Genomic DNA, 6078 nt, shown 5'->3' on the forward strand with positions numbered 1-6078 from the left:
AGTAGCGTCCTACGCAGATTCCTGCGCACTTACTGCCCCATATCTCGCAGTCTTCTATGATCCAGCCCTTACTCCAGTGTGGTGCGATCATTCCGTCCTGATATGCTGCAGGAGGTGCCCATGTTGTAGCAGCTTTATTAACATTAAATCCGCTTACTGTGATATAACCGATGCCTTCTTTACTAGGCATGAAGCATTCACGTCTTACATTGATCTCTACATTCTCTTTATTAGGATCAGCTCCTCCAAAGTTTGCATAAAATACTGTTTCATCAGTCTCTGTATCCTGCTGTGCGTACCACTTTCTTGTAGATCTTTCAGGATCCCATGAGCAGTCATATACCTTAGCTTCTATTACTTCTTCAATGCCAAGAGCTTCATATAAGGCTTCATCATTTAGCCACACGCATCCTGTATGCTTGTTGGGTGTAGCGAAGTACCAGTCGCCATATACAAGTGTTGTATACGGATTATATGATCCAAAGATTCCATTTTTAACTCTCGCACTCCAGACATCCCCTTCATATCTGGTCCATCCCGTAAGCTTTTCTGCACCTGTTATGATAGCTCCAAGAGGCTCGGTACTCTTATACACAATCCTCTTTTCTTCTGTTCCTGCATTTACAGGATCTACATACTCTCTGTATGTTCCTGGTGCTACAAGAACTTCATCACCCGGCTTTGCAACCTTGGCTGCTTCACCTATTCTTCTAAATGGAAGTTCTTTTGATCCGTTACCATCATGTTTTGCATTTACGTCAACATAGATCGTCATATATACCTTCTCCTTATGTCTATATGAATTGCATTTACTATATTATTTTATCTCTTCTGGATCTTTTGTATATTTTGTTTTTTATGATATTTATATCATTTTTTATTAAAACCTGATTCCGGAAATATTTTTCCTCCAATAATGTTAACCTTTAACTGCACCTGCCATCATTCCTTTAACCAGCTTATCCTGAAATATTATAAATAAAATGATCATTGGCAGAACCGACAGCGTCAATACAGCCATATTGATCGGAATATTCAGGGAATGCTCACCCTTAAACTGTCCTAGAGCAAGCGGAAGAGTCTTGTTTTCGGGAGATATTAAAAATGTGTTGGCAAATGCAAATTCATTCCACATAGCTACTCCATTATAGATTGAAAGCGTAGATAATCCTGCCTTCGAAAGCGGAAGTATCATCTTAAAGAAATTTTGATAGAGATTGCATCCATCAATCTCAGCTGATTCCTCAACTTCTCTTGGTATTGTTTTCATAAAAGCCGTTAGTATGAAAACCGACATAGGAAGTGCAAATGCAACATATGGTCCTATAAGTGACCAAAGTGAGTCATAAAGCCCAACGGACGTTGTAAGTTTGAAAATCGGAATAAGTGTAACATGCATAGGAACTGACATCATTGCTACGATTGTTGCATATATAAATCCATTTAGCTTAAACTTCATCCTCGACAATGGATATGCTGCAAACGAAGATATGATGAGCATCAGAACAAGCGATATCGCAACTACTATAACACTTCTAAAAAAGTACCCGAAAAATCCATGCGTCACCACCTCTACGTAGTTCTGAAAATACCAGGGATCCGGAAGATGAAACACGCCTTGCTGCAACATATCAAACTGCTTACGAAATGAATTCATTATCATGAAGAAAAATGGTGTAAGCGTAAGGACAAGCCATATCACTGCAAAAAAACCTGCTATAGTCCATGCTATTACGGATTTTATCCTTGATATTTTGTAATCATCTTTTTTCGCTTTTTCTCTATCATTAGTTCTATCAGCCGTATTACCTATGATTGTGCCATCCCTTTTTTCTATAATATCTTCACCAGCTGGTGCCTGCGATATGTCCATTTGTATATTTTCACTCATATCAGTAATCCTCCTTAACCTTAAATACCTTGTTAAAAAGAAGTGCTATAGCTGTTATCAATATGAACATACCGGCTGCAACTGTCGAGCCATATCCCATGTTGAACTGTTGGAATGACAGCTTGTACATATACGTTGCCATAAGTTCTGTAGTACCGGCAGGTCCTCCCTGTGTCATATTCCAGATCATGTCAAAATACTTTAATGATCCTATAAGAGACATAGTACACGCTGTCTTGAAGATCGGCCCCAGAAGAGGAATCGCTATATGGCGCAAGTATTGTCCTCTTGTAGCTCCATCTATAATAGCTGCTTCGTATATAGTGGTGTCGATATTGCCATAACCCGCAATAAAGTAGACCATATAAAATGGTGTAAACTGCCAGGCCATGACGCCTATTATGGTATATAGAGCATTAGGCGCTGTTCCCAAAAGATCTATTGTGGTTTTTTTACCCAGAATAATGGTTGCAAGTGAAGAAATAAGACCTCCGTTAGTCGCAAGCGCATATACAAACAAGAATGCGATAGCAACAGAGCTCATAAGATATGGCAAAAACCATATTACTTTAAAAGCATTAAATTTCTTGCCTCCTGCATCCAGGAATGTGGCAAGAAGCATACCTATAGGTATCTGCAACAGGATTGAGAATACCATTACGATAAGATTATGCAAAAAAGATTTCCAGAACATCTCATCCAAGGCAAGACTCTTCCAATTATCAAAGCCTATAAAAACTCTGTCAGAAGATATGCCATTCCATTTATAGCCGCTTATCACAAAAGTATCAATGACAGGATATACGATGTAACAAACTATAAGTATCAGTGCCGGCATAAGGAAGATAGTTGCTGCCTTTTGAGTGCTTCTGGCCTTTGCTTTGGCAAGCCCAATATTATTGCCCTTCTCCATATAGCCCCTCCTCTTTATAATAACCAGGTCAAATTGTTTTACTTAACAAACTGCCCGCAGGATTAGTATCCTGTGGGCAGCCTCATATCATTAAAAACGTATAGACTTATTCTTCCAGTGCCTTCTGCATTGCAGCATCCTGTTCCTGACCTATCTCCAAAGGAGTCTTCTCAAGACCAAAGAGCTCTGTCATACAGTTCTTATGAACCTCAGTAACAGATGCAGGTAAATACTGGTCGTACCACAGCTGTACATTTGATGCTTTAAAGAACTGGTCTATGATGTATTTATTATTAGGATCTTCGATATTCTCATTAAATCCCTTGATAGAAGGAACCGTACCTGCAGCAACCTGAGCTGCGTTATATGTATCATCGTTAAAATACTGTGTTGCAAGTACATAACATGCATCAAGCATTTCCTGATCAACAGATCCGTCTTCCTTGAAGCAGTTGAATGTCATTCCCATTCCTATAGCTGTACCTATCTCTACATCCTGAGGTACACCGGCAGCCTTAGCCTCTGAATCTTCCGGGAAACGGAAAACCCCGATGTTCTCGTTGTACCATTCTTCGTTATCAGATTTAATTCCGCCAACCTGCCATGAACCATGAAGCATCATAGCTGCTGATCCATCATAGAGAAGTGCTCTGTCTTGGTTATCATCAGCAGAGAGCGAGTTAACACCGTCCGGGAAGTATCCTTTTTTAACCCAATCCTGAATCTTCTCACCAGCATATATAAATGCCGGGCTGGTAAAAGATCCTCCGTTTTCCTGAGTATATGCAGCGTCAAACTCAGCATTTCCTGAATGACGAGCTACCAGATACATATAGTACATGGATCCTGTCCACTTAGATGCATTTGCAAGGCTAAATGGGATGATTCCATTTTCTTTAAGTTTGTCACAAACTGCTTCAAGCTCATCAATTGTTTCAGGAACCTCTATGCCCAGATCTTCAAAGATAGTCTTGTTATAAAAGATGTCACAACCTGTAAGTCCACTAAAAGGAATAGCAAGCATCTTACCGTCATAGGTTGACTGAGCAACTGCAGCCTCGACATACTCCGGATGATCATACTTGGCATACATATCTGTGATGTCATTGGCAAATCCCGACTTATAATACTCTGCCATAGGACCGCCGCCCCAGTGACAATAGATATTGGGTGCCTGACCTGAACTCATTGCAACTACAAGCTGCTGCTTATAATTGTCATTTTGCTGATGTACCTGATTAACAGTAATATTGGGATAATCAGCCATAAATCTTGCTACAGCAGCTTCGGCAATACCCTTATTAGGATCTTCTGTTGAAATATCCCAAAGAGTAATCGTCATGGGCTCTGTAGTAAGTGTCGGAAGATTCTTGCCATCTGTCTGCTTAACTTTAGATGAAGTCGGTGTTTGCGAATCTTCTACCTGCGTACCGTTTTCTGATGCAGAACCACCGCAGCCGACAAGAGTTGTTGCAGACAATACTGCTGCAAAGAAAATTGACAATATCTTTCTTCTCATACCCATACCTCCCATTTTGAATTATATAGTTTTTGATCCCATCCTAATTACAACTCTAATGTAGTAGATATATTAATGCCTTAAAAAAATTGCTATAAATCATACCAAAATTGCTCTTTGTATGAACAAAAGTATAGTTTGTGTATGATTATTCTGATATTTAATATATTTAATATAGTTTTTCAAAATCTTTGAATTTTATCTATGCTATAATGTGACGTAAAGATCACTGCTTATATGCATGCAGCTGTATTTAGACCCAAAATCATGAAATTTAAACACAGCGATTTGGGCTCATCATATGATACTATAATTGCTATTTATTCTATGATCACAGATTCACCATGCCAGGAGGTGATTTATAGTGAAAAGTCCGCTTGTTCTAAACTCTAACGCCAAAGAAAAGATCAATCACAAGATCAACACCAATCTGCGCATGTTTATAAACAGGCTCCATTCTGACTTTCCGCCTCACTGGCATACCGATGTCGAGATCATATGGCCTAAGGGTGCTCCTTATAAGGTAATCTGTGGCAATCAGATCTATCATGTAGATATCGATGATATCCTTGTTATATGCCCTGCAGTCCTTCATGAAATCTTCTCTCCATCTCCAGGTGACAGGATATATATACAGGCCGACTTTTCCGGTATCATATCCCTTCGCGAGATAGACAAAGCCTTTCGTCTGATGTCTCCTGCTCTACACATCAGAAAGAAGACCTGCCCCAAGGATCTGTATGATAAGCTCTGCGATCATCTTAATCAGATCATGCAGCTTTATTTTGGTCATGCAACACACTTCCACATGAGCGAGATCCCGGATGATGACAGCATTATAGCTTTCACAGAGCTTGAGCCTTATGGCGAGCTTGAGATTTATTCTATACTTATTCAATTTATTTCTTTGTGTGGGAAAAATATAGATCTGTTCAGAAAAACAGATTCGTATTCTACTAATTCCTTGAAAAACAGCATTGCCTTAAGTAATATCTGCTCCTATATTTCAGAACATTTTACACAAGACCTTAGTCTTGAAAAAGCAGCTGCTTTTGCGGGCTTTAGCAAATACCATTTCGAGAGGATATTTAATGAGTATACAGGCATGACCTTTTATCAGTATCTGCAACAGATGCGGATAAACTATGCCCAAATGCTTCTATCAAATCCAGAGCTATCTGTTACAGATATTGCATATCAGTCAGGCTTTGCAAGTGGAACAGCTTTCACCCGTGCTTTCAAAAAAAGCACAGGTTATCCGCCGTCGCAGTATAGAATGCTCAATGAAGTAAAGCACCCTCTAAATGCCAATCCACATTTCGAAAACTTATTTTGAAAATATAATTGCAAAGAAGTGATCTACTGCTCTTTTTTATGGAAGAACTCATAGACAGCCACAGCTTCTTTTTCCCTGAGTTCAGGAACTTTTAAAAGCTCTTCGACTGAAGCTTCCTTGATATCCTTAATTGACTGGAAGTCTCTCATAAGGGCCTTCCTTCTGGCGGCTCCAATTCCGGGAATATCATCAAGTACAGACCTTACCTGGGCTTTACTTCTTAGAGACCTGTGATATTCTATAGCGAATCTGTGGGCTTCGTCCTGGATCCTGGTTATAAGCTTGAATCCTTCGCTTCGTCTGTCTATAGGCAGCTCTTCGTTGTTAAAATACAGGCCTCTTGTTCTGTGGTTATCATCCTTGACCATTCCGCATACAGGGATATTAATACCAAGCTCTTCAAGGACCTGTAGGCAGAT

At 39.6% G+C, this 6078-nt stretch carries 6 protein-coding genes; 1 reads left to right on the forward strand and 5 read right to left on the reverse strand.

Going from position 1 to position 6078, the window contains the following annotated elements:
- From K6G87_RS12440 to K6G87_RS12455, 4 genes are all read right to left on the reverse strand, one after another.
- A partial coding sequence (locus K6G87_RS12440; RefSeq protein WP_296837741.1) for a DUF1565 domain-containing protein occupies positions 1 to 775 on the reverse strand: 775 nt, incomplete at its 3' end.
- A gap of 144 nt (positions 776 to 919) precedes the next feature.
- Positions 920 to 1891 (reverse strand): carbohydrate ABC transporter permease, encoded by a 972-nt coding sequence (locus K6G87_RS12445; protein ID WP_296837743.1) that lies wholly within the window; start codon positions 1889 to 1891, stop codon positions 920 to 922.
- Position 1892: 1 nt separating this feature from the next.
- The gene (locus tag K6G87_RS12450; RefSeq protein WP_296837746.1) at positions 1893 to 2804 is read right to left on the reverse strand and encodes a carbohydrate ABC transporter permease; all 912 of its coding nucleotides are present in this window, start codon (positions 2802 to 2804) and stop codon (positions 1893 to 1895) included.
- Between the two features lie 106 nt (positions 2805 to 2910).
- Positions 2911 to 4323, reverse strand: a complete 1413-nt coding sequence (locus K6G87_RS12455; RefSeq protein ID WP_296837749.1) for an extracellular solute-binding protein — start codon at positions 4321 to 4323, stop codon at positions 2911 to 2913.
- 364 nt (positions 4324 to 4687) lie between these two features.
- Between K6G87_RS12455 and K6G87_RS12460 the strand changes: the two genes are divergently transcribed.
- Positions 4688 to 5659, forward strand: coding sequence for a helix-turn-helix domain-containing protein (locus tag K6G87_RS12460; protein WP_296837751.1), 972 nt, complete (start codon positions 4688 to 4690; stop codon positions 5657 to 5659).
- Positions 5660 to 5682: 23 nt separating this feature from the next.
- On the opposite strand, the gene K6G87_RS12465 is transcribed toward K6G87_RS12460, so the two are convergent.
- Positions 5683 to 6078, reverse strand: a 396-nt coding sequence (locus tag K6G87_RS12465) for a helix-hairpin-helix domain-containing protein (protein WP_296837753.1), incomplete at its 5' end; no start/stop codon positions are given.

Source organism: Butyrivibrio sp. (assembly GCF_024699075.1).